Source organism: Paenibacillus sp. FSL H7-0940, from assembly GCF_037979415.1.
In the GTDB taxonomy this organism is placed as follows: Bacteria; Bacillota; Bacilli; order Paenibacillales; family Paenibacillaceae; genus Paenibacillus; species Paenibacillus amylolyticus.
Window position 1 is genome coordinate 6476465 of sequence record NZ_CP150280.1, and the last position, 26028, is coordinate 6502492.

Here is a 26028-nt window from a genome sequence, read left to right on the forward strand (position 1 = left end):
GGAATGACTGTAAGCTTGGAGTTCAGGCAATACAGACATAATAGATAGATATTGTAATACCGTGACAATGCAGGTGTACCTGATAAGGTGCAGTCTTAGGCTTAGTATGTTCAGGCGTTTAAGGATATAGGGATGAAATCCGGCGGATAGCCGGTTATGGGGAGGATCTACATGAAAACAGCAACAATACGAAGAGAAGACGTTGAACTTCTGGCACCCGCTGGTGACTGGGATTGTATGCGTTCGGCGGTAGCTAATGGCGCAGATGCAATTTTCTTCGGAGTCGAAAAGTTTAATGCACGGGCACGGGCGAACAATTTCCGTATGGACGAGCTGCCGGAGATAATGGCGTTTTTGCACAGTTATGGCGTAAAAGGTTTTTTGACCTTTAATATATTGATTTTTGAAAATGAATTGACGGATGCCAAAGAACTGATTGACGCTTGTGTGGATGCAGGTGTGGACGCTGTAATTGTTCAGGATTTGGGTTTGGTGAAGATGATCCGCGAGATCTCACCGGATTTCCCGATTCACGGTTCAACACAGATGACGATTACGTCACCGGAAGCGGTCGAGTTTACGAAGCCGTTTGATATGGAACGTGTCGTTCTGGGACGGGAGAATAACCTGAAGCAGATCCAGAAGATCGGTGAGCAAGCAAAACTTCCAATGGAAGTATTTGTGCATGGTGCGCTGTGTGTATCCTACTCGGGGCAGTGTCTGACTTCCGAAATGTGGGGAGGACGTTCGGCGAACCGCGGAGAGTGCGCACAAGCTTGTCGTCTTCCATACGATCTGATGGTGGATGGGGTGCACAAACCGATGGGTGATGTAGCCTATCTGTTGTCTCCGAAGGATCTGGCAGCGATTGATCTGATGCCGGAACTGATCGAAGCAGGAGTAACTTCTTTCAAAATTGAAGGACGTCTCAAAACGCCGGAATACGTAGCAAACGTAGTAAGCAAATATCGTAAAGCGATTGACCGTTATTTTGATGGAGATAACACACCGCCAAGCAAGGAAGAAGTTCGCGAATTGCAGCAAAGCTTCTCCCGTGGCTTCACGCATGGTTTCCTCAGTGGTACAAACAACAAAGAACTGGTGGATGGAACGTTCCCGAAAAGCCGTGGTGTCTACCTCGGTCGTGTGGATCAAGTGTTGCGCGATGGTGTGGTCCTGAAGCTGGATGCACCCGTGAAACGTGGAGACGGAATTGTATTTGACGCCGGAGACCCTACTCAGAAGGAAGAGGGCGGACGTGTATACGATGTACGTCGCAAAGGCGTAAAACTCGAAGGCGAAGCCGAAGAGGGCTGGATCGTTGACGTTGTGCCAGGCCGCAGTGACGTAGATCTGCGCCGCGTGAAAGTTGGCGACAAAGTGTGGAAAACAAATGACCCGGCGCTGGATAAACGTCTGCGTCAAAGCTTCGAGACCGAGAAGCCGTACCGTGTATTCCCGGTGAAGGTGAAGGTCATCGGCAGCCCGGGGCAGCCGCTTAGCACATGGTGGACAGACGTACAGAAAGGCACGACCGTCCGGATTGATTCCGAGATGGAACTGGACATCGCGCAGAAACGTCCAATGACACATGAATTGCTCGAAGAGCAGTTCGGACGTCTGGGAGGCACCGTGTTCCAGTTGGAAGGAATGGACGTCAACCTGCACGGTGACGTCATCATCCCAATGCGCGAGTTGAATAACATTCGTCGTCAGGCGGTAGAACAACTCGCGGGCGAGCGTCCTAAACCGCCCGTCTACGTGAAACGCGCGGTAGATGTGTACGGCGATTCGGTTAAACCGGCATCACCAGTCGCTCGCGGTCAAGCAGAACTGACCGCACTCTGCCGTAGCCTGCCACAAGTGGAGGCAGCGATTGAAGCAGGAATCGGTATGATCTATGCCGACTTCGAGTTTATCAAACAGTTCCCGGCAGCCGTGGAAGCTGTGCATGCCGCTGGTCGCAAGATCGCGCTGGCAACACCGCGTATTCATATGCCTGGGGAGAACGGATATCATAATAACATCCTGCGTCTGAAGCCGGATGCGGTATTGGTTCGTAATACAGGCGCACTGTACTTCTACCTGCGCCACCGGATGGAAAACCCGGATGCGAAGCACCCGGAACTGATCGGCGACTTCTCATTGAACATCGCCAATCACAAAGCAGTAGAGTTGTTCCTGGAAGCCGGATGTGATTGGATTACCCCATCCTATGACCTGAACATTCAACAAATGGTTGATTTGCTGGGCCACTCCCGTACAAGTCAGACCGAAGTGGTCATCCATCAGCATCTGCCGATGTTCCACACCGAGCACTGTGTATATTGTACGTTCATGAGCGAAGGAACGGACTTCACGAACTGTGGCCGTCCTTGTGAGGAACAGCGTGCATCACTGCAAGACCGGATCGGCATGTCCCACCCGGTACGTGTGGATGAAGGCTGCCGTAATACGGTATACAACGCAGTGGAGCAGTCGGGTGCCGAGTATCTGACTAACTTTATGGATCTGGGTGTATCCCGCTACCGTGTGGAATTCCTGGAAGAGACACCGGAGCAGGTACGCGAAGTAATTGATCTGTACAACCGTGCACTGCGCGGCGAGATCAGTGGTACACAAGTTTGGAAAACACTCAAAGCAACGAACCAACTGGGCGTTACACGTGGTCAATTGGTGAAATAAACAGATTGTATTTTACATCAACATTTACAATCAAGCATGAAGCAACCCCAATCTCTGCTTTACGGAGCTCTTGGGGTTTTTTTACATCATGACACAGGAGGCGAAGAAGCGTGGCGCCATTCACAATTATGGATATCAAATTGCTGTGCGGGGTCACGGCATTCAAGCGCGGAGAAGATTATAACCAATCTGGCAGGGTAACTAATCTGGTGGTTAGTGAGGATCAGCTTCATTTTGAAGCACAGGTACGTGGATCGGAGCGTTATCAGGTGACGGTGGATATAGATGGATCAGGTGAGATTGTGGCAGGCTGCAGTTGTCCGGGTGACGGCAGGCATTACGACTATTGCAAACATGTCGCTGCTGTCCTGTTGGCTATTCACGAATGGGGTGAGCAGCAGGAGCGTAATGCGACGATTGCCTCTGGGAAGCCTCCTCAAACTACTACAGGCCAAGGAGCCAATACCAGTTCCAGTTCAGGTTCCAAGTCCAGGGTTGGGACGTTGGTCGAAGAGAGCATGTGGGAGCGACCGCAGTCCCCTTCACAACGAGAGCAACTGAATGATGCCCCAGAGCGTCCGCCCGTTCACTTTGCCCAAGCAGGTCGGCCAAGCTCAGCTTCGGGGTGGGGCCGCTCGGCAGATAAACCTTCTTACCGTACGGCGGATCAGATTCTGTCCATGTTTGCCAAGGATCGGAGACCGCTGCATGGAAATGATCGTAAATACACTGCCCCTGTCAGCCGTTCCTCCCTGCGGGAAGAATTGCAGGTTCAGTTTATATGTAAGCTGATACAGGTTCACAAGGGTGGTGGGAAACTTGCTCTTGAATTGAAAGTGGGTAACAAACGTCTGTATGTGGTGCAGAAAGTGAAGCAATTCCTGAACTGTATCGAGAAGGGCGAGCCCATGTCATTTACCAAGCTGTTTCACTATGATCCATTAATGCATGTTTTCACTCCGCAGGATCAGGCCATTCTCTCGATGCTTATTCGAATGAGACAGAGTGAGGAGGCCTATCGCCAATCCATCTCCGGTTATCTGGGAGCTTCGGACGGACGGGATATATTGATTGCTCCTCTCGTATGGAAGCCATTGCTGGAGTTGTTGCTACAGGCTGACAGCCGGATGGAGGGCACGGGATTTGCCAATGGACCACTCACACTGGGTGAGGGGGTACTTCCTTTATTTTACCGGATCGCCCAGGGAGCGAATGAAGGATATCAGCTTGAAATTTCTGGACTGCGTGAGCTGATTCTTCTCCCTGCTTATGATGCCGCTGTGGTGGAAGGACAGTTGCATATGTTGGAGCCGATGCAGATGCGAAGTCTGGAGGACTTGAGTGGGGCGCTCACGTCGTATGGAATCAAGGAAAGCATCGATATTTCGACTCAGCAGGTGGATGAATTCGTACAGCATGTCGTGCCAGAACTGCGTACGCTTGGACATCTGTCCATTGATTCGCAGGTGCGTGAACAGATCGCGGAACCGGAACTTTCACCGAAGCTGTACATTGACTTCTATCGTGAACGTATTACAGCGCGTCTGGAATTCGATTATGAGGTCATGGTTATTAATCCGCTTGCCGAGTATTTAATAGATGAAGAAGAGAAAAAGGTTATTTTGGTGCGTGATCGATACAAAGAGCGGAATCTGATTGAACGGCTTGATCGATCCTTTCTCGAAAGGGATGGTAGTGTTTGGGCGAGCGAACGGGAAGATGCAATATATGATGTAATGTATCATCTGTTGCCTGAGCTTGAGAAACAGGTAGATATCTATATGCCAAACGCCGTGAAGGCGATGGTGCAATCCTATCCAACACCGCCGAAAGTACGGGCAGATTTGGGAAGAGGATTGGACTGGCTGGAGATTTCATTTGAGATGGAAGGTGTGGACGAGCAGGAGCTTCAGGAACTCATGCGTCGCATTGTGGAAAAGAAACCGTATTTCCGTCTCAAGAGCGGTGTCTTTCTCTCGCTTGAAAATGAAGGTGCAGATAGCTTCGCTCACATGGCCGATTCACTTGGGCTGGGAGCAGATGACATCAAGAGTAGCCATATCCGGCTGCCAGCTGTTCGGGCGTTACAATTGCCAGGCAGGGATGAAGTTTCTGGTCATGTGAAGTGGGGAGGCTCCCTGAAACGTTTCCTTGATGATCTGCGAGATCCCGAACGGATGGATTTTGCATTGCCAGAGACACTGACCCCCATCCTGCGGGATTATCAGAACAGTGGATACCAGTGGCTGCGTACCCTCGCTTATTATCGTTTTGGCGGCATTCTGGCGGATGATATGGGACTTGGCAAAACGTTGCAAAGTATCGCCTATATCACAGCGGTTCTTCAGGAGAAGCCCGACTACAATATGGACAATACGGGCGTTGATAAATACCGGGAGAGCGGATCGCTATGGGGCGGTGAAACGTTGGCGACTTCCGACATCGATCCCGAAACTGGGCTCCCATTGGATAAGATGGGTTCAGACAATGCGGATGGCTTATGGTCCACGATGCAGCAGGATGGACTGACGATCCGAACGAGGGTCATTCATCCCCCGGTACTTGTCGTGGCGCCTGCCTCGCTAACCTATAACTGGGCTAATGAGTTTGCACGGTTTGCCCCGCATCTGAAAGTCCTGATCGCAGCCGGTCAGAAAGAAGAGCGAGCCAATATGCTTTCAGGCATGGATGAGGCAGATGTAATTGTGACGTCGTATCCTCTGTTGCGACGGGATTTGGACACCTATCTCGGCCGAACCTTCCATACGCTCATTTTGGATGAAGCTCAGGCAATCAAAAATGCTTCTTCCCAGACCGCGCAGGCAGTGAAACAAATTCAAGCCCCGCGTCGTTTTGCACTCACAGGAACGCCTGTAGAGAACTCACTGGATGAATTGTGGTCCATTTTTGAAGCGGTATTCCCTGGGTTGTTTCCAAGTTACAGAAGATTCCGCGACCTTCCTCCGGAACGGATCTCGCGGATGGTGCGTCCGTTTATTCTGCGCCGCCTGAAGAAGGATGTGTTGGAAGAATTGCCTGATCGAATTGAAACGGTACAGCGGTCAGAGCTTACGGTTGAACAGAAGAAATTGTATGCCGCATACCTTTCCCAGCTTCAGGATGAAGCATCGAAGGACATGGAGGATAACGGATTCCAGAAGAATCGTATCAAAATTCTGGCTGGCATCACGCGCTTGCGTCAGTTGTGTTGTCATCCGGCCCTCTTTGTTGAAGGCTATCAAGGCGATTCCGGGAAAATGGAACAGTTGCTTGAAACGGTCGAGGATTGTTTGGCTTCAGGCAAACGAATTCTCATCTTCTCCCAATTTGCGAGCATGTTGAACCTGATTCGTCAGACCCTTGCGGCACAGGGAAGAAACCTGTTTTACCTCGATGGTCAGACCCCTGCTCAGAGCCGGGTCGAGATGTGTCACAGATTTAATGAGGGCGAAGCTGAACTGTTCTTAATCTCCCTGAAAGCTGGAGGTACCGGATTAAACTTAACAGGGGCAGATACCGTTATATTATATGATCTGTGGTGGAATCCTGCCGTGGAAGAACAGGCAATTGGCCGTGCCCATCGCATGGGACAGAAACAAGTGGTGCAAGTCATCCGCTTGGTTACCGAGGGTACGATTGAAGAGAAGATTTTGGAACTCCAGCAGCGCAAGAAGGACTTGATTGCGGAAGTAATCGAACCGGGAGACGGGGGATCGACGACCTTATCCGAACAGGATATCCGCGAATTGTTGATGGTATAATGGAGTCCAAGCATCCTAGCAATAAGAATCATTAAATATATGAATCTATACAAGATGGACTAATCATTTACATGATAACGGAGAGGACAGAAATAACCTGAAAAAGCGAAGCGTTCGCCTAAAAGCTTTCTGAAAGAAAGCTGCATCGGAAGCATACGCTATCACCAGATTTCACCTTTGTAAAAGTGAATTAAAAAATCTGGGGATAACAGCGATTGGAAGGTTGTTCTGTCATCGTAGTGTCAGTGTAAATAATCTTTAGTTCAACTTATCTAGCAAAAGGAGTGGGTTCGTGTGCGTATTCGCAAAGCGATTATTCCAGCCGCAGGGCTGGGTACCCGGTTTCTGCCTGCCACCAAGGCGATGCCTAAGGAAATGCTACCCATCGTGGACAAGCCAACGATCCAGTACATTATTGAAGAAGCCGTAGCTTCAGGCATTGAAGATATCATTATTGTGACAGGTAAAGGGAAACGGGCCATTGAAGATCACTTCGATTATTCTTTTGAGCTGGAGCAGAATCTGGCGGATAAACAGAAGTGGGACTTGCTTAACGAAGTACGCAAACCCTCCGAGATGGCAGATATCCATTATATCCGTCAAAAGGAACCGAAGGGACTGGGTCACGCCATCTGGTGCGCCCGCAAGTTTATCGGCAACGAGCCTTTTGCCGTCCTGTTAGGTGATGACATTGTGGAAGCGGAACATCCCTGCCTGAAGCAGATGATCGATGTCTACGATGAACTGCAATCTCCGATTGTTGGTGTACAGCCTGTTGATTGGAGCGAGGTATCCCGCTACGGGATTGTAGACGGAGAATTGCTGACTCCTACCGATGATCGTGTCTTTCGCGCGCGCCGCTTAATTGAGAAACCAAAGACTGAAGATTCCCCTTCGAACCTTGCTATTATGGGACGATACATTCTTACACCGGATATCTTCGAGATCCTGGGTCAACAATCTGCTGGTGTAGGGGGAGAAATTCAGCTCACGGATGCCTTGTCCCGATTGAATGAACAGCGACAGATTCTCGCATATCATTTTGACGGACTGCGTCATGATGTTGGTGAGAAGTTGGGCTTTATTGAGACATCGATTCACTACGCAATGCAACGCCCGGATCTACGGAAAGATCTCTTAAAGTATTTGGAACAGGTCGTAAAGGATCAATAAATGGTTTTCCGCATGCCCTTGAAGTCCAGCCGAAGAATGATATCGCGGCTGGGCTTTAATTTATTTTATGGAAGAGTAAATATGAGGGTTATACAGGCCAATGAACAAACACATACCCGACACTTTACATATACATAGTCAATATGAAGAAATGATGTCAACAGCAAAACGGAGGGATGTCATGAAGGTACTTCCGCTGTTTATGGATGGCGCTGCCATATTGGAACCCAAGGTTTATGGTGATCACCGTGGATATTTTATGGAGAGTTATAATGAGCAGGTTCTGCGTGAACAGGGGATACAGCACGTCTTTATTCAGGACAATCAATCCTTGTCGGCTGAAGCAGGTGTTCTGCGTGGGCTTCATTATCAACTTCAGCCCAAAGCACAGACTAAATTGGTTAGGGTTATATCTGGGGCTATATATGATGTGATTGTGGATGTCCGCACCTCATCCCCTACTTTTGGCCGATGGAAAAGTGTCATTCTAAGTGAGTACAACCAGCGGCAACTGCTTGTTCCTCAAGGATTTGCTCATGGATTTTGTACCTTGGTGCCTAATTGCCGGGTAACTTATAAGGTAGATGCCTATTATTCGCCTGAACATGATCGTGGAATTCTGTGGAACGATCCGGCGCTCGCCATTGATTGGCCTGTGACGAAACCTATATTATCGGAGAAGGATCAGAAGCATCCTTTACTGAAAGATGCTGAACTGAATTTCGACTAATTAATCAGACTTTTCAGATACTTCTGTATCTGGAGGCAGAGGGAGAGAGACAGCATGAAACTACTGGTTACGGGTGGGGCCGGATTTATCGGCAGCAACTTTGTGTTATATATGCTTCGTGAACATCCGAGTTATGAAATTATCAATGTGGATGCATTAACGTATGCAGGGAACTTGGAGAACTTGCATACGGTAGAGTCCAATCCCCGATATACCTTCATCAAGGCAGATATTGCAGATGTACAGCAGATGGAAGCTGTTTTTTCTCAAGGCATCGATGTGGTTGTGAATTTCGCTGCCGAGTCTCATGTGGATCGAAGTATTTTGTCCCCGGATATCTTTGTGCGTACCAATGTGATGGGTACTCAGGTTCTGCTGGATGCGGCAAAGAAGTATCAAGTCACCAAATTTGTTCAGGTATCGACGGATGAGGTATATGGATCATTGGGTGCAACAGGGTTATTTACTGAAGATACACCTCTGATGCCAAACAGTCCTTACTCTGCAAGTAAAGCTGGCGGGGATCTGCTCGTAAGAGCCTATCATGAAACCTTTGGACTGCCTGTAAATATTACACGTTGCTCCAATAACTACGGGCCTTTTCAATTCCCTGAGAAACTGATTCCGCTGATTATATCCCGTGCATTAAATGATGAAGCCATTCCAGTATATGGTGACGGCCTCAATATTCGTGACTGGCTTTATGTTGAGGATCACTGCAGCGCGATTGATCTGGTGATTCATAATGGACAATCTGGAGAGGTATACAACATTGGTGGTAATAATGAACGTACTAATATATATATTGTGGAGAGCGTGTTGGAACAACTGGGTAAACCGGCGAGTCTGATTCAATATGTACAGGATCGATTGGGACATGACCGACGTTATGGTATAGATCCTACCAAGATACGTACAGAGCTCGGATGGCAACCTGCACACAATTTTGAGACAGGGATCAAGGAGACGATCCAATGGTATCTGAAACATCAAGATTGGTGGACGAGAATTCAATCAGGCACATATCAGGACTATGTTCAGCTTCAGTACGGTAAGCGGATGGGTGATTCGTCCAAATGAACTATAGAGTTATGGTGACTGGCGCGGCAGGACAGCTGGGTTATGATGTGGTGAAGACCTTTCAAGCAGAGGGTCATCAGGTATTGGCCTGTGACAAAAACCAGATGGATATTACCGATCAACAGCAGTGCACAGATATGATTACAACGTTCCGGCCTCACATCATTATTCACTGCGCTGCTTACACGGCGGTCGATCAGGCTGAGGTAGATGAGGATACAGCATACGCAATTAATGCATCAGGTACTAGAAATATCGCGGTTGCCGCCGAGAAAGTGAAAGCAAAATTGGTATATATCAGTACTGATTATGTATTTGATGGGAGCGGGAGTACACCTTACCGCGAGTACGATGTAACGAATCCGCAGAGTGTATATGGCAAGTCGAAGCTTGCTGGGGAACGGCTGGTTCAAAGTTTGTGTACGCAATGGTTTATCATTCGAACATCATGGGTGTTTGGCGTGTATGGCAGTAATTTTGTCAAAACCATGCTGGAACTTATGGAAAAACGTCCACAACTGCAAGTTGTTCATGACCAACAAGGTTCGCCAACCTATACGGTCGATCTTGCCCGATTCATTCATATCCTTTCCATAAGTGAAAAATATGGTATCTATCATGCCTCCAATTCAGGAACTTGCACATGGTACGAGTTTGCAGAGGCAATAAAAGAAGAAGCCAATAAGCAGAGTGGGTTCGAGCCTACAGCCGAACTTACGCCATGCACAACCGATCAGTTTCCGCGTCCAGCCCCTCGTCCTGCATACTCGGTGATGGATCATCTGACGATTCGAACGAACGGTCTGGAACCTCTGAGACCTTGGCGTGAGGCACTGATTGCGTTTTTGAAAGAGTTGAGTGTACAGCAAAAGGACTGAGCATGTGGAGGGTCTCTGCTTTATTCCCAAACTGCACCCACCATTTAACAGCCGCCTCGGGCGGCTATTTTGTTTTGCACCTCATCAATTCGGGTAGTTAGCTAACAAAAAGGTACTGAGGATGTGAATGCTATATGAAACGCATTGCCGCCGTGTTAATACTACTGATCGTTACCGTGGGCACACTCTTTTTCGCCTATGAAAGCGAGAGTGAGGAACAACGGGACGGATTTACCGCTTATAGATTAATCGCCCATGCGATGGGCAGCATTCGTGATCAACCATATACCAACGCCTATGAAGCGATGATTGCCAATTACGAGAAAGGCACACGTGTATTTGAGATCGACTTTATGTTAACATCGGATCGCAAAGCCGTAGCCAGACATGAATGGACCGCTAATATGAGCAAAATGCTAGGACAAGACGAAGAGCTTCCGGAGGATAAACAAGCCGGGGCACTGACACATGATGAATTTATGAATACGCCTATTTTAGGCATGTATCAACCCATGGATGCCGATGGCATTATAGATGTACTGGCCGAGTATCCGGATATGTATATCGTAACTGACACCAAGGAACAGAAGGATGAGGATATTCAGCAGGTGTTAAGATCCCTCGTGGATGCAGCCAAAGAACATGACCCATCCGTGCTGGACCGGGTGGTTGTACAGATCTATAACGAACCGATGCTCGAAACGGTGAAAGAAGTCTATGCATTCCCTTCCATTATCTATACGTTATATGCCACACAGGATACAGAAGCTCAGGTTGTTGATTTTGTGCAAAAGAATGATATTGATGCCGTGACTATGCCGGAATATAAAGTAAACCAGAATTTCGTGGCCAAGCTGAATAGTGCAGGCTCAGTCACATACGTGCATACCATCAATGACACTGAACAAGTGGCTAATTATGAGAAATGGGGCGTGTACGGGGTCTACTCGGACGTGCTGACAGAGCAAGAACTGGATGAGATGAATACACGTTTTGCCTGGAAACCGTAAAAATTCATGTTTTCCTGTTCCCCTTTTTATACGAACATTGACACTCACTGTCTGCTGACTTAGACTTAGTTTACAAGCTTTCTAGGATGCAGAAGAACCTCTGGAGGAATGTTCGTTGATAGACATGATTAAGCAGTGGAGACATGTATTTAAGCTTGACCCGGACCGGGAGATTACGGACGAAGAACTCGATCTGGTCTGCATGTCGGGGACAGATGCAATTATCGTTGGCGGATCTTCCGGAATTACCTATGATAACACGGTAGACCTGATGTCCCGAGTGCGTCGTTATGAATTGCCATGTGTGCTTGAAGTATCCGATCTGGAGGCTGTTGTTCCCGGGTTTGACGGATATTTGATCCCTATGGTCTTGAATGCAATGGACAGCAAATGGATGATTGGGCACCACCAGCAAGCCATAGAGCGTTACGGTTATCTTATCCCTTGGGATCTGCTGATTGCCGAAGGTTATATCGTCCTGAATGCAAACTCTACGGTAGCGCGGTTGACTGGTGCAGATACGGATCTGACGACAGGAGCTGCGGTGGCATATGCCCAGGCTGCGGAGCGTCTGCTCAATCTTCCAATTGTATATATGGAGTACAGCGGAACGTTCGGAGATATGGAACTTGTTGGTGAGACACACAGACAATTGGAGCGGGCACACCTCATCTACGGCGGTGGAATTGATGATCCGGAGAAAGCCACGCAAGCTGCCCAGGTGGCAGATACTGTCGTGGTAGGTAACATTGTATACAGCGATTTGACTAAGGCGCTTGAGACAGTGTTGGCTGTAAAAGGAACCATTTAATCGGTTTAGTTTACCATTCCCCCATTTTCCCCTTATGATCTGTTAAAATAGAACTTTGCCCTTACTAATTAAGCAATTCATATACAAGAGTAAGGTTTACACAGAAAAGAAGTGTTCTCTCTTGTATTTTTACTACCTTTAAATATAAGCTAAACTAATTTTTACACGAGAACGAAGAGGGCAGAAATAAGCTGGAGAAGCGGAGCGTTCGCCTTTATTACCGGATTTTTACCTTTGAAAAGTAGATCGAAAAATCCGGGAATAACAGCGATCGGAAGATTATTCTGTCAATCGGAGTGGCGAGTGTAACCTATTAATTTTGCTTTATAGACCAACCAACGAAAGGAGCATGCATGCATGCAACCTGTAAATATACATGATGCCGTTGCACGGCTTAACACCCCTCAACGGCAAGCCGTCGAGGCGACGGATGGCCCGCTGCTGATTATGGCCGGAGCCGGCTCCGGCAAGACCCGGGTGCTGACACACCGGATTGCCTACCTCATTGCAACACGGAAGGCACCCCCGTGGGGCATTTTAGCGATTACATTTACGAACAAAGCCGCCCGTGAGATGCAAGATCGTGTATCCCAACTAGTTGGTGGCTCCCAAGGCCGCGACATATGGGTATCCACGTTCCACTCCATGTGCGTGCGTATTTTGCGTCGTGATATTGAACGTATTGGCTTTACCTCCAACTTCAGTATTTTGGACTCATCGGACCAATTATCTGTTATTCGCAGCTGTATGAAAGACCAGAATATTGATACCAAGAAATTCGAGCCCAAAGCAGTTCAATCCATGATGAGCACGGCGAAGAATGAACTGATTAGTCCGGAGCAATATGAGAAGCAGGCAGGAGATTATTTCGAGGGTATTGTAGCGAAGATATATAAGATGTATCAGAAAAAGTTAAGAGCCAACAACTCACTTGATTTCGACGATCTCATTATGCAGACCATTCAACTGTTCAAGGAAGTGCCGGAAGTCCTCGACTTTTACCAAAAGAAATTCCAATACATTCACGTGGACGAGTATCAGGATACGAACCGTGCACAGTACATGCTGTGCCGTATGCTCGCTGACAGTCACCATCACATCTGCGTTGTAGGGGATAGTGACCAGTCGATCTATCGCTGGCGTGGGGCGGATATCAGCAATATCCTGAACTTTGAGAAAGATTACCCTGAAGCAAGTACGATTTTGCTGGAGCAGAACTATCGTTCAACTTCCAATATCCTGAATGCAGCGAATGAAGTGATCGGCCTGAATACAGGGCGTAAACCGAAGAAACTGTGGACGGACAAAGAGGGTGGTTCGAAGATCAAGGTGTACCGTGCGGATTCCGAGCATGATGAGGGGTATTTTGTTACCTCTGAGATTAGTAAAAATGTGAAGAACGGCAAATCCTATCAGAACCATGCCATTTTGTACCGTACCAACGCTCAGTCCCGGGTTATAGAGGAAATTCTGATCAAGTCTGATATTCCGTATCAGATTGTCGGCGGCATCAAGTTCTATGATCGTAAAGAGATCAAGGACATTCTGGCGTATCTGCGCCTGTTATCTAACCCGGACGATGATATCAGTCTTACCCGGATCATTAATGTACCGAAACGTAGCATTGGTGATACAACGGTAGCTAAGCTTGCGGCTGCGGCAGGAGAGCGTGGAATTTCTATTTTCCGTGTACTTCAGGTCGTAGATGATCTTGGTTTTGCTGGTCGTACGCGGAATGCGCTGGTGGAGTTCTATGACATGATCGCTGCGTTGCATCAGATGGTAGAGTATCTGTCTGTAACTGAACTGACCGAGAAGATTCTTGAGATGAGCCAATACCGTCTTGAGATGCAAAATGAAAACACACTCGAATCCCGTGCACGGCTGGAGAACATTGAAGAGTTCCTGTCGGTAACGATGGAATTTGAGAAAAATAATGAAGACAAAACGCTCGTGTCGTTCCTCACCGATCTTGCATTGATTGCTGACATCGACAGCATGAACGATGATGAAGAGGATCAGAGCGACGCTGTTACCCTGATGACCATGCACAGCGCCAAAGGTCTGGAGTTCCCGGTTGTCTTTATCGTGGGTATGGAGGAAGGGGTCTTCCCGCATAGCCGTGCCTTTATGGACAATGAAGAATTGGAAGAAGAACGCCGACTTGCTTATGTAGGGATCACCCGTGCGGAAGAGCAACTGTTCCTGTCTTGTGCACAGATGCGGACGTTGTTTGGACGTACAACAGCGAACCCGCCTTCCCGCTTCCTGGATGAAATTCCGGATGAGCTGAAGGAAGACACCTCCATGGCTCGTGATCGTTACCGCCGTGGCAGTATCGGAGGAGGCTCATATGGTGGACGCGGACTAGGTTCCAGTGGAGGAAGTAACTTCGGTGGTGGCACCAAGCTGTTCGATCACCAAAGTAAAAGCGGTTCATCTGCTACCTCATCCACGCCAACTTCGCGTGTGACCACAAGTGTCTCCCGCCCAACATATTCTACGCCATCATCTGCTTCCAAGCCGGTAGCTTCTGATGGTGAAGCAGGATTCAAGGCAGGAGATAAAGTGCAGCATGGCAAATGGGGGACAGGCACCATTGTTGCGGTCAAAGGGACAGGTAATGATACCGAACTGCAGATTGCCTTCCCGGCTCCGGTGGGTGTGAAACGTTTGCTTGCCGGATTTGCCCCAATTACGAAAGTAGAATAAGAACGGAACCTCCTTTTGCACGATAACAGATAGAGCAGAAATAACTTGAAGAAGCATAGCGTTCGCCTTTATCCCCGGATTTCCACCTTTTAAAATGGATTAAAAGAAATCCGGGGATAACAGCGATCGGAAAGTTATTCTGTTATCGGAGTTCACGTGCAATAGGAGTGTTCGTTCTACATAGATCAAATTAACGGAGGGATGGCCCTGTATGGACCCGATGCACCGGATGGAGCAACTCGTTACCGAGCTGAACCAGCATAATTATCAGTATTACACGATGGATCAGCCACAGATCAGCGATAAGGAATATGATCTTCTGTACGATGAACTGGTTACGCTGGAACAGGAAAGCGGCATGGTTCTGCCTGATTCTCCAACACAGCGTGTGGGTGGCGAACTGCTCAAGGGGTTTACCCCGCATCGCCACTTATCCTCCTTATGGAGTCTGGACAAAGCACAGAATATTGAGCAACTTCGGAGTTGGAATACCCGTGTACTGAAACTGATTAATGACTATAACAGTAAAAATCCCGATACGCCTTTACCGGAACCAGGTTATGTCATTGAGTTGAAGTTTGACGGATTGACGCTGAACCTGACATACACCAACGGTGAGTTGGTGCAAGCCTCTACACGAGGGAACGGTACCGTAGGTGAAGGTATTTTGGCACAGGTAAGAACGATCCGATCCGTTCCGCTCAAAATTCCTTACACAAGCGGTACAATTGAAGTACAGGGTGAAGGTATCATGAATCTGTCTGTCCTGGATCGATACAATGAGACAGCGGCAGAGCCGCTCAAAAATGCGCGGAATGCAGCAGCGGGAGCGCTCCGCAACCTGAATCCGAAGGCGACGGCTGAGCGTCGGTTGAATGCTTATTTTTATAATGTAGGTTATTCGGATGACATTCAGTTTGCCAATCATCAGCAGATGATGGACTTCCTGCGTGAGAACCGATTCAAAGTTAATCCATCCATCACATATTTCCATGAGTTTGATGATGTGATGGAACAATTGGCCGCGATTCAGGAGAACCGGGGGCAGCTAGACTATCTGATCGATGGAGCTGTTATCAAAATTACGGACATGCGCACCCGCGAGGTGTTGGGTTATACCGATAAGTTCCCTCGCTGGGCGGTAGCATATAAATTCGAAGCAGAAGAGACCACGACGGTTCTTAACGCTGTGGTATGGAATGTGGGTCGTACTGGCAAAGTAACTCCGTTGGCACGGGTAGAACCGGTTGAACTTGCCGGAGTAACGGTACAGAACTGTACTCTGAACAATGTCGGCGATATTGAGCGCAAAAATCTGAAGTTTGCTCTGGGTACACGGGTCTTTATCCGTCGCTCCAACGACGTCATTCCTGAGATTCTGGGTAAAGTGACGGAGGAGAGTGATGGCGAGGAGATCGTCTTCCCTGAGCAGTGTCCTGCATGTGGATTCCCACTGGAGCAACGCGGAGCGCATCTGTTCTGTAACAATAGACTTGCGTGTAAACCGCAAACGGTGGCACGTATTTCCCATTTTGCTTCCCGTGATGCTATGGACATCGAGACGTTCAGTGAGAAAACGGCGATTCAGTTGTATGATGAATTGAACGTACGTGAGCCTGCCGATCTGTATACGTTACAGTTTGATGATCTGGTGAAGCTGGAGCGGTTTGGGGAAAAGAAAGCGAACAATCTTATCGCTGCGCTTGAGCTTAGTAAAGATAGAGACTTGGCTTCCTTCTTATACTCACTGGGTATTCCGAACACAGGTAAATCGACAACGCGCATGCTGGCTGATCATTATCGAGATCTGCACGCCATTATGAATGCAACCGTGGAAGAACTGGTTGAACTACCCGACGTGGGTGGTATCGTTGCTGAGAGCATCGTAAACTTTTTTGCAGATCCGTTTACACAGGCTGCGATTGAGAAAATGCTCAACTTGGGCGTGAAAGCTCAGGCACCTGAGGCACCAGCCGTTGCTGTTGTGGAAGATTCCTTCTTCAGTGGTAAAACGGTTGTCTTGACCGGAACGCTGCACCAATTGACGCGGGAAGAGGCAACGCAAAGACTGGAAGCGCTCGGAGCGAAGGTTACTGGCAGTGTGTCGAAAAAGACAGATTTGGTTATTGCCGGAGAGAAGGCAGGTAGTAAACTAACCAAAGCTCATGATCTCGGTATTCCAACGATTGAGGATGAGGACGAACTTGTACGTCTTTTGAACCCACAGGGTTAAAGTGTAATCAGAGAGTTCATAATGAGGAAAAAGAAAAAAGCCCCCGAAGACACGAATATGTGATCGGGGGCTTTTGCTGTTTATTGAATTATTTTTACAACGAAAGAACGCTCACCAATCTTATCTTATCTCATCATGATCCACTTAAATTGTTAGGGATGCGCTGAGATGCCCCTGTAAGCCATGCATCCTTATCATATCCTCGTTCTTCCCAGTAACCGATATGTTCGCTGTCGATGAGTTCAATGCGATTCAACCATTTTACTGATTTATAGGCATACATCTGAGGAATGACGAGCCGTACCGGACCGCCAAGATCAGCAGGAATCGGTTTGCCATCATGCATGACAGCGACCATAATATCTTCCATTTGTGCTTGATCCATCGTAATAGCATCCGTATACACACCATCACCGGAATAAAATTTCACACTGTGAGCTTCCGGTTTGACCCCGGCTTGTTTCAAAAGCTGTGCAAGAGAGATACCTTCCCAGGTATTCTTATATACAGACCAGCCCGTTACACAGTGAAAATCACTAACCTGTACGGTGCGCGTCAGCTTCACGAATTGTTCCCAATTCCAAACCTGTGCCCGTTCAACCAGTCCATCAATTCGGAAAGACCAGTTAGCATTGGAGAAGGACGGTATAGGCGTAACCGTATATACGCGGAAATGACCTTCAGCTCCGCCTCCAATGGGAGGTGAAGAGGCAGACAGCGGTTGTGGCAGAGGAACCATACGGTTAGGATCGTTCTCCAGCATGCTATCAATACTATTATCGATCTTGAGATTTCGTCCTACCCAGGATATAAAAGTAGGACCAAGAGTCACGGCGAGACCAACCCCCACAGCAGAACGGATGAAAGCTCGTCGTGTATACAACGGTTGAGGTCGCTCCTCTGATTTGAGGGGATCTCTCTCGGAACTGCGATCAAACTGGGAAGAAGATATAGCAGCCGGAGTTTCTTTTTCATCCGATATTGAATCAGATGGATCAGCTGTATTTTGAGTTCGTGTTGAAGTTGTAGTGGTTTTAACCGCACGACGTGCAGGGTCCTTTAACCATTTGGTCCGAGTGATGGAGTGATAGATAATATAAGGTAAGCCCACCCAAGTCAGCAGGTCATGGATCAAAAGTGCAGCATTCGACCATCGAGGTCCAGCTAGCTTGAACTGCCATAATACAATACCCGAGAGGAGCCAGCCTACCAGCAGCGCAAGAACAAAGATGGTGTTCACCCTTTGCCAAGGCCTATTACGAAGCTGTCTCCAGTGCTTTCCGGCCAAAATCAAGTAATATACTACGGGTGCCAGCATAGCTAGCCCAACGATGATATGTAGCCATTTTAACCAGACACGTCCAATTCCGAGTATCTCGCGCCAAAAGCCGCCTACCAGCATAAGACCTGTTATAGCAAGGATCACAACAATCCAGGCATTCCAAGCATGGATGGAAACCAACTTTTTGCCGTAACCTTTGCGTCTGTTCTTCAACCATTGCTTCAAGTGCGATCACCCCATATAGGTTAGTAATGAGTTTATTCAGAACTTTGATATGTAATAGCTAGCTGTGAATGGAGTACGTGATCTGTGTAAAGGTGCAATGCGAGATGGTTATACGATTGTTCATAGGCTACTTATGAAAGTAGTACACTTGACTGCTTAACCTTATCTCTATATCTATATACCTTATTATAGAGTTTTTGGATCACTTTCTTCAAACCAACAGAAGGGCAGGGATCGTTATCCCATCTTGGGTTCAGAGAATGTGCTAATCTGTCGAATACAGGTTGGAAACAAGACACCGTAGATGAAGATATCATGATATCAAAAGGTTGATTAAAAATGCTTGCTAAATAAATCACTACGTGATATATTATTTCTTGTCGCTTCAAACGAATGATTGTCATAATCATTTGAAAGATGACGAAAACAAAATGTTGACAGTAAGTTAGTTAACATGATATGATAAGATTCCTGTCCGGTTGACAAACATCAACATAAACGGACATACAAGTTCCTTGAAAACTGAACAAATGGATAGTAACTTTTGATTCACAATGAATCGTCAGATTCAAAATGAGCTTATCGCTCTTTTCAATACTTTATTGGAGAGTTTGATCCTGGCTCAGGACGAACGCTGGCGGCATGCCTAATACATGCAAGTCGAGCGGAGTTGATAGGAAGCTTGCTTCCTTGATACTTAGCGGCGGACGGGTGAGTAACACGTAGGCAACCTGCCCTCAAGTTTGGGACAACTACCGGAAACGGTAGCTAATACCGAATAATTGTTTTCTTCGCCTGAAGGAAACTGGAAAGACGGAGCAATCTGTCACTTGGGGATGGGCCTGCGGCGCATTAGCTAGTTGGTGAGGTAACGGCTCACCAAGGCGACGATGCGTAGCCGACCTGAGAGGGTGATCGGCCACACTGGGACTGAGACACGGCCCAGACTCCTACGGGAGGCAGCAGTAGGGAATCTTCCGCAATGGGCGAAAGCCTGACGGAGCAATGCCGCGTGAGTGATGAAGGTTTTCGGATCGTAAAGCTCTGTTGCCAGGGAAGAACGCTTGGGAGAGTAACTGCTCTCAAGGTGACGGTACCTGAGAAGAAAGCCCCGGCTAACTACGTGCCAGCAGCCGCGGTAATACGTAGGGGGCAAGCGTTGTCCGGAATTATTGGGCGTAAAGCGCGCGCAGGCGGTCATTTAAGTCTGGTGTTTAATCCCGGGGCTCAACCCCGGATCGCACTGGAAACTGGGTGACTTGAGTGCAGAAGAGGAGAGTGGAATTCCACGTGTAGCGGTGAAATGCGTAGATATGTGGAGGAACACCAGTGGCGAAGGCGACTCTCTGGGCTGTAACTGACGCTGAGGCGCGAAAGCGTGGGGAGCAAACAGGATTAGATACCCTGGTAGTCCACGCCGTAAACGATGAGTGCTAGGTGTTAGGGGTTTCGATACCCTTGGTGCCGAAGTTAACACATTAAGCACTCCGCCTGGGGAGTACGGTCGCAAGACTGAAACTCAAAGGAATTGACGGGGACCCGCACAAGCAGTGGAGTATGTGGTTTAATTCGAAGCAACGCGAAGAACCTTACCAGGTCTTGACATCCCTCTGATCGATGCAGAGATGTATCTTTCCTTCGGGACAGAGGAGACAGGTGGTGCATGGTTGTCGTCAGCTCGTGTCGTGAGATGTTGGGTTAAGTCCCGCAACGAGCGCAACCCTTATATTTAGTTGCCAGCACTTCGGGTGGGCACTCTAGATAGACTGCCGGTGACAAACCGGAGGAAGGTGGGGATGACGTCAAATCATCATGCCCCTTATGACCTGGGCTACACACGTACTACAATGGCCGGTACAACGGGCTGCGAAATCGCGAGATGGAGCCAATCCCAACAAAGCCGGTCTCAGTTCGGATTGCAGGCTGCAACTCGCCTGCATGAAGTCGGAATTGCTAGTAATCGCGGATCAGCATGCCGCGGTGAATACGTTCCCGGGTCTTGTACACACCGCCCGTCACACCACGAGAGTTTATAACACCCGAAGTCGGTGGGGTAACCGCAAGGAGCCAGCCGCCGAAGGTGGGATAGATGATTGGGGTGAAGTCGTAACAAGGTAGCCGTATCGGAAGGTGCGGCTGGATCACCTCCTTTCTATGGAGAATCGTTTCCTGCAACGGAAACATTCAAATATGCAGGTTCTTAGAACCTGCAACAGCAACACAGTTACTTATCCATTTGTTCAGTTTTGATGGAATTTGAGGGGCCATAGCTCAGCTGGGAGAGCGCCTGCCTTGCAAGCAGGAGGTCAGCGGTTCGATCCCGCTTGGCTCCACCAAACAATTTCATCTATTTGGCTTGTTCTTTGAAAACTAGATATCGAAACGAAACAAACGCGAATTAGAACATTCCTTTAAGCTGAACTTGTGCAAACAAGTCAAGTGTATAAAGGTAGTTAAATTGCTTTTGTGATGGTATCGGGTGAGAGCGACTTTTGACTTTGCGCAAGCAAAACAAGGGAAGCGAGCGACCGAAACCGGAACAAAATGGTTAAGCTACTAAGAGCACACGGAGGATGCCTAGGCGCTAGGAGCCGATGAAGGACGTGGCGAACAACGAAACTGCCTCGGGGAGCTGTAAGCAAGCTTTGATCCGGGGGTGTCCGAATGGGGAAACCCAGCTGGGGTAATTTCCAGTTACTCATAACTGAATACATAGGTTATGCAGAGGCATACCAGGGGAACTGAAACATCTAAGTACCCTGAGGAAGAGAAAACAATAGTGATTCCGTCAGTAGCGGCGAGCGAACGCGGAGAAGCCCAAACCAGAGAGCTTGCTCTTTGGGGTTGTGGGACGTCTCACATGGAGTTACAAAGGAACCGGTTAAGCGAAGAGGTCTGGAAAGGCCCGCCAAAGAAGGTAAAAGCCCTGTAGTTGAAAGTCTGTTCCCTCCGAGACGGATCCCGAGTAGTGCGGGGCACGTGAAACCCCGTATGAATCCGGCAGGACCATCTGCCAAGGCTAAATACTTCCTAGCGACCGATAGTGAAGCAGTACCGTGAGGGAAAGGTGAAAAGCACCCCGGAAGGGGAGTGAAATAGAACCTGAAACCGTGTGCTTACAAAAAGTCAGAGCCCGTTTTAGGGGTGATGGCGTGCCTTTTGTAGAATGAACCGGCGAGTTACGTTCCCGTGCAAGGTTAAGGTGAAGAGCCGGAGCCGCAGCGAAAGCGAGTCTGAATAGGGCGATGTAGTACGTGGACGTAGACCCGAAACCGGGTGATCTACCCCTGTCCAGGGTGAAGGTGCGGTAACACGCACTGGAGGCCCGAACCCACGCATGTTGAAAAATGCGGGGATGAGGTGGGGGTAGCGGAGAAATTCCAATCGAACTCGGAGATAGCTGGTTCTCCCCGAAATAGCTTTAGGGCTAGCCTCGGAAAACAGAGTCGTGGAGGTAGAGCACTGATTGGGTGCGGGGCCCGCAAGGGTTACCAAGCTCAGTCAAACTCCGAATGCCATAGACTTACTTCCGGGAGTCAGACAGTGAGTGCTAAGATCCATTGTCAAAAGGGAAACAGCCCAGACCATCAGCTAAGGTCCCCAAGTGTGTGTTAAGTGGGAAAGGATGTGGAGTTGCACAGACAACCAGGATGTTGGCTTAGAAGCAGCCATCATTGAAAGAGTGCGTAATAGCTCACTGGTCGAGTGACTCTGCGCCGAAAATGTAACGGGGCTAAACACACCACCGAAGCTATGGCTTGGATCGACTTCACTGCTTCTTTGAGGCGGTGTTTACCACAAGAACATTTTTGTCTGACAAGAGACTCTATCTTGGATGACCAAATGCTTCCCAGGGGATAAACACAGGACTTCGAAGCTGGAGTGAAGTCGATCCAGGGGTAGGGGAGCGTTGTATAAGGGTTGAAGGTGTACCGTAAGGAGCGCTGGACATTATACAAGTGAGAATGCCGGTATGAGTAACGAAAAGATCAGTGAGAATCTGATCCGCCGAAAGCCTAAGGGTTCCTGAGGAAGGCTCGTCCGCTCAGGGTAAGTCGGGACCTAAGGCGAGGCCGAAAGGCGTAGTCGAAGGACAACAGGTCGAAATTCCTGTACCACCGTAAGCCGTTATGAGCAATGGGGGGACGCAGTAGGGTAGTGACGCGGACTGATGGATGTCCGTCTAAGCAGTAAGGCTGATGTGTAGGCAAATCCGCACATTGTAAGGCTGAGCTGTGATGGGGAGCGAAAATTATAGTAGCGAAGGTCATGATCTCACACTGCCAAGAAAAGCCTCTAGCCAGGTGATGGTGCCCGTACCGCAAACCGACACAGGTAGGCGAGAAGAGTATTCTAAGGCGCGCGGAAGAACTCTCGTTAAGGAACTCGGCAAAATGACCCCGTAACTTCGGGAGAAGGGGTGCCCCGGTAGTGTGAATAGCACGAGGGGGCCGCAGTGAAAAGGCCCAAGCGACTGTTTAGCAAAAACACAGGTCTGTGCGAAGCCGTAAGGCGAAGTATACGGGCTGACGCCTGCCCGGTGCTGGAAGGTTAAGGGGAGTGGTTAGGAGCAATCCGAAGCTGTGAACCGAAGCCCCAGTAAACGGCGGCCGTAACTATAACGGTCCTAAGGTAGCGAAATTCCTTGTCAGGTAAATTCTGACCCGCACGAATGGCGTAACGACTTGGGCGCTGTCTCAACGAGAGATCCGGTGAAATTTTAATACCTGTGAAGATGCAGGTTACCCGCGACAAGACGGAAAGACCCCATGGAGCTTTACTGCAGCTTGATATTGAATTTGGGTACGATCTGTACAGGATAGGTGGGAGCCTTTGAAACGTGAGCGCCAGCTTGCGTGGAGGCAACGTTGGGATACCACCCTGATCGTATCTAGGTTCTAACCTGGTACCGTAATCCGGTGCGGGGACAGTGTCAGGTGGGCAGTTTGACTGGGGCGGTCGCCTCCTAAAGAGTAACGGAGGCGCCCAAAGGTTCCCTCAGAATGGTTGGAAATCATTCGAAGAGTGCAAAGGCATAAGGGAGCTTGACTGCGAGACCTACAAGTCGAGCAGGGACGAAAGTCGGGCTTAGTGATCCGGTGGTACCGCATGGAAGGGCCATCGCTCAACGGATAAAAGCTACCCTGGGGATAACAGGCTTATCTCCCCCAAGAGTCCACATCGACGGGGAGGTTTGGCACCTCGATGTCGGCTCATCGCATCCTGGGGCTGAAGTAGGTCCCAAGGGTTGGGCTGTTCGCCCATTAAAGCGGTACGCGAGCTGGGTTCAGAACGTCGTGAGACAGTTCGGTCCCTATCTGTCGTGGGCGTAGGAAATTTGAGAGGAGCTGTCCTTAGTACGAGAGGACCGGGATGGACGTACCGCTGGTGTACCAGTTGTTCCGCCAGGAGCACCGCTGGGTAGCTATGTACGGACGGGATAAACGCTGAAAGCATCTAAGCGTGAAGCCCCCCTCAAGATGAGATTTCCCAGTATGTAAGACCCCTTGAAGACGACGAGGTAGATAGGCTGGGGGTGGAAGTGCAGCAATGCATGGAGCTGACCAGTACTAATCGGTCGAGGGCTTATCCAATAGCAAGTTGTAAATCGCATGTTTCGTTTCGAATCTAGTTTTCAGAGAACGATCTCTGAAATGAAAATTGGTACATCACAGAACGTGTGTATGATTTTCAGTCCATATCTGATTTTAAGAAGCTATGCTTCGACAAATCGCGTTTGGTGGCGATGGCGGAGGGGTTCCACACGTACCCATCCCGAACACGACCGTTAAGCCCTCTAGCGCCGATGGTACTTGGACCGCAGGGTCCTGGGAGAGTAGGACGCCGCCAAGCGAAGAACCACTGCCGATGTTATTCGGTGGTGGTTTTTATTTGTTTATTTTAGGGGATGCGGAAGCATCTCTTATTTGACTTTGTAAGAATCCTCTGACACACTCTAAGGGGTACATATATCAGATATCAGGCCATGATTTGGATTGATATAACTCTAGCGAATGGGGTGTAGGACAACATGGAAATTCAGAAATTGACGGTAGATGATTTTGAACCGGCGATGGCACTCTCCGAATATGCTTTTCAAGTAGTGATGAGTGAAGAACAGAAAGAAAAACGGCGGAGTCAATTTTCGTCACAGGATATATGGGGTGTATATGAGGACGGGCAGCTAGGAGCCAAACTTCACATCATTCCTTTTCAAACCTATATTCATGGCAGATCGTTCGAGATGGGCGGTATTGCGGGTGTTGCCACCTGGCCAGAGTATAGACGCAAAGGCTGGGTAGCGGGTCTGCTGAAGCATGCGTTGGAAGAAATGAATCGTAACAAACAGAGCATATCATTCTTGCATCCATTCTCTTTTGGTTTCTATCGGAAGTATGGATGGGAGACGTATGTTGAATTTAAACGTTATAAAGTACCTACAACTCATTTGCCTTCGAAAAAAGCGACACCTGGAACAATTCGGCGTGGGGATCCAGGCCTCAGCATATTAAAGGAAGTATACAGTGCTTATGCTGAGCGTTATAACGGAACTCTGGTCCGGGATGATGCAAGGTGGGAGAATTCAGTTCTTGTTAATGGGACCAGCCAGAAGGCTGTATATTACGATGAAGCTGATGCAGCACAAGGTTATCTTTTATATGAGGTTAAGGAAAATAAGTTTACCATTAAAGAGATCATCTATCTGAATGAAGAGGCTAGGCAAGGGCTGTGGACCTTCATTGCTAACCATGATTCCATGATCCAGGAAGTTACGTTGCAGGCGCCTGCCAGTGACACGCTTGCCTTCCAATTGGATAACCCACGGATTCAGCAGGAGATTGTACCTTATTTTATGGCGCGTATCGTTAGTGTAGAGCAGTTTATATCCCAGTATCCCTTTGCAAGCCAGGACTCACCGGTGCAGATTGTACTTCAGGTAGAAGATGCCCACGCTCCATGGAATGAAGGGGTATGGCAATTAAACGTGGCAATGAACGGAACGGCGTCCATATGGAAAACATCGGAGCCAATTACTGATGATCAGATCATTAAGGTGGATATTCAATCCCTTACCTCGGTGCTCATGGGATATCGCAGACCAACGGAAATGGCACGAATCGGAAGAATTCACGGACCGAACACAGCAATCAAGGCTTTGGAACAAGCGATTCCTGAACGGGAAACCTATTTGCTCGATTTCTTCTGATGACTATTCCCACTGCTCCATTTAACTTGATTAGCTTATATAGAAATACGGCGTGATTGAAAGACAAATGGACTTCTCCAGCAATTTTGGGGAGGTTTTTTTGTGTCTGGGGAATATTTCGTGTAAAATCGTAAAAAATGAATAGTGACCCCACTTGGCAAAACCACAAAATATGCTATAATGGTTATAAAGTCAAAGAAAGTCAAAGTCAACTAAAGGTTTAATACTTAAGTAGCTTTCT

Annotated in this window: 12 protein-coding genes, 1 tRNA gene and 3 rRNA genes; 15 read left to right on the forward strand and 1 reads right to left on the reverse strand. The window is 48.4% G+C overall.

Features of this window, described 5'->3' with window-relative positions:
- Positions 1-171: 171 nt before the first annotated feature.
- The 10 genes from MHB71_RS28425 to ligA all read left to right on the forward strand — a co-directional run bounded on the left by MHB71_RS28425 (position 172) and on the right by ligA (position 17073).
- Positions 172-2685, forward strand: coding sequence for a U32 family peptidase (locus tag MHB71_RS28425; protein WP_017692029.1), 2514 nt, complete (start codon positions 172-174; stop codon positions 2683-2685).
- A 110-nt stretch (positions 2686-2795) separates the two neighbouring features.
- A complete protein-coding gene (locus MHB71_RS28430) occupies positions 2796-6446 on the forward strand; it encodes a DEAD/DEAH box helicase (protein WP_340028279.1) in 3651 nt (1216 codons plus the stop codon).
- A gap of 294 nt (positions 6447-6740) precedes the next feature.
- Entirely contained in the window at positions 6741-7619 is an 879-nt protein-coding gene (gene galU, locus MHB71_RS28435) for a UTP--glucose-1-phosphate uridylyltransferase GalU (RefSeq protein ID WP_036612381.1), read from the forward strand.
- Between the two features lie 181 nt (positions 7620-7800).
- Positions 7801-8349 carry a dTDP-4-dehydrorhamnose 3,5-epimerase gene (gene rfbC / locus MHB71_RS28440; RefSeq protein ID WP_340018603.1) on the forward strand — a complete coding sequence of 183 codons (549 nt, stop codon included), beginning with the start codon at positions 7801-7803 and terminating at the stop codon, positions 8347-8349.
- Positions 8350-8403: 54 nt separating this feature from the next.
- Entirely contained in the window at positions 8404-9429 is a 1026-nt protein-coding gene (gene rfbB / locus MHB71_RS28445) for a dTDP-glucose 4,6-dehydratase (RefSeq protein ID WP_076328771.1), read from the forward strand.
- On the forward strand, positions 9426-10307 hold the full coding sequence (gene rfbD / locus MHB71_RS28450; protein ID WP_340028280.1) for a dTDP-4-dehydrorhamnose reductase: 882 nt from the start codon (positions 9426-9428) through the stop codon (positions 10305-10307). Before rfbB ends, rfbD begins: the two co-directional genes overlap by 4 nt.
- A 134-nt stretch (positions 10308-10441) precedes the next feature.
- Complete coding sequence (locus MHB71_RS28455; protein WP_339195764.1) at positions 10442-11317, forward strand: phosphatidylinositol-specific phospholipase C/glycerophosphodiester phosphodiesterase family protein; 876 nt, start codon at positions 10442-10444, stop codon at positions 11315-11317.
- 115 nt (positions 11318-11432) lie between these two features.
- Complete coding sequence (locus MHB71_RS28460; RefSeq protein ID WP_076254149.1) at positions 11433-12128, forward strand: heptaprenylglyceryl phosphate synthase; 696 nt, start codon at positions 11433-11435, stop codon at positions 12126-12128.
- A 357-nt stretch (positions 12129-12485) separates the two neighbouring features.
- Positions 12486-14840: a DNA helicase PcrA gene (gene pcrA, locus MHB71_RS28465; RefSeq protein WP_340028281.1), complete on the forward strand. Its 2355-nt coding sequence runs from the start codon at positions 12486-12488 to the stop codon at positions 14838-14840.
- A gap of 211 nt (positions 14841-15051) precedes the next feature.
- Positions 15052-17073 carry an NAD-dependent DNA ligase LigA gene (ligA, locus tag MHB71_RS28470; protein WP_047840609.1) on the forward strand — a complete coding sequence of 674 codons (2022 nt, stop codon included), beginning with the start codon at positions 15052-15054 and terminating at the stop codon, positions 17071-17073.
- A gap of 133 nt (positions 17074-17206) precedes the next feature.
- Here ligA and MHB71_RS28475 read toward each other — a convergent pair whose 3' ends face one another.
- The gene (locus tag MHB71_RS28475; protein ID WP_340028282.1) at positions 17207-18580 is read right to left on the reverse strand and encodes a molybdopterin-dependent oxidoreductase; all 1374 of its coding nucleotides are present in this window, start codon (positions 18578-18580) and stop codon (positions 17207-17209) included.
- A 599-nt stretch (positions 18581-19179) separates the two neighbouring features.
- Between MHB71_RS28475 and MHB71_RS28480 the strand changes: the two genes are divergently transcribed.
- The 5 genes from MHB71_RS28480 (at position 19180) to MHB71_RS28500 (ending at position 25787) form a co-directional block, all read left to right on the forward strand.
- Positions 19180-20732: ribosomal RNA gene (locus MHB71_RS28480) — 16S ribosomal RNA — on the forward strand.
- Between the two features lie 108 nt (positions 20733-20840).
- Positions 20841-20916 (forward strand) — tRNA-Ala (locus MHB71_RS28485).
- A 210-nt stretch (positions 20917-21126) separates the two neighbouring features.
- Positions 21127-24174: ribosomal RNA gene (locus tag MHB71_RS28490) — 23S ribosomal RNA — on the forward strand.
- Positions 24175-24316: 142 nt separating this feature from the next.
- Positions 24317-24433, forward strand: a 5S ribosomal RNA gene (gene rrf / locus MHB71_RS28495).
- The 16S, 23S and 5S rRNA genes sit together here with 1 tRNA gene alongside, the layout of an rRNA operon.
- A gap of 178 nt (positions 24434-24611) precedes the next feature.
- Positions 24612-25787: a GNAT family N-acetyltransferase gene (locus tag MHB71_RS28500; protein WP_340028283.1), complete on the forward strand. Its 1176-nt coding sequence runs from the start codon at positions 24612-24614 to the stop codon at positions 25785-25787.
- Positions 25788-26028: the final 241 nt, after the last annotated feature.